This window comes from Stenotrophomonas sp. SrG (genome assembly GCF_050031795.1).
GTDB lineage: Bacteria > Pseudomonadota > Gammaproteobacteria > Xanthomonadales > Xanthomonadaceae > Stenotrophomonas > Stenotrophomonas rhizophila_A.
In genome coordinates, this window is the sequence record NZ_JBNBBE010000802.1 from 1 (window position 1) to 245 (window position 245).

At 71.4% G+C, this 245-nt stretch carries 1 protein-coding gene; it reads left to right on the forward strand.

Annotation, left to right across the window (positions count from 1 at the left end; translation table 11 throughout):
- Nucleotides 1-245 (forward strand): hypothetical protein (locus tag ACQG3P_RS21770; RefSeq protein WP_426806213.1); only part of this gene is annotated, 245 nt, incomplete at both ends.

The following is a 245-nucleotide window of genomic DNA, read 5'->3' on the forward strand; positions in this document are numbered from 1 at the left end:
TTAGATACCGTGATCGTGGATGTGATCCATGCGGTGGCCGGCAGCAAACGCGGCACCCATCTGGCGCTCAGCCTGGAGCGGCTGGTCGCATTGCTGCAGGTGCCCGCGCAGCGCATCGGCCGGTCGGCCACGGTGCGCCCGGTGGAGCAGGTGGCGGGGTTCCTGGGTGGCGACCGGCCGGTCCCCGTGGTCGCCCCGGCCAGTCCGCGCAAGCTGGACGTCAGCAGCGTGGTGCGGGTGGAGGA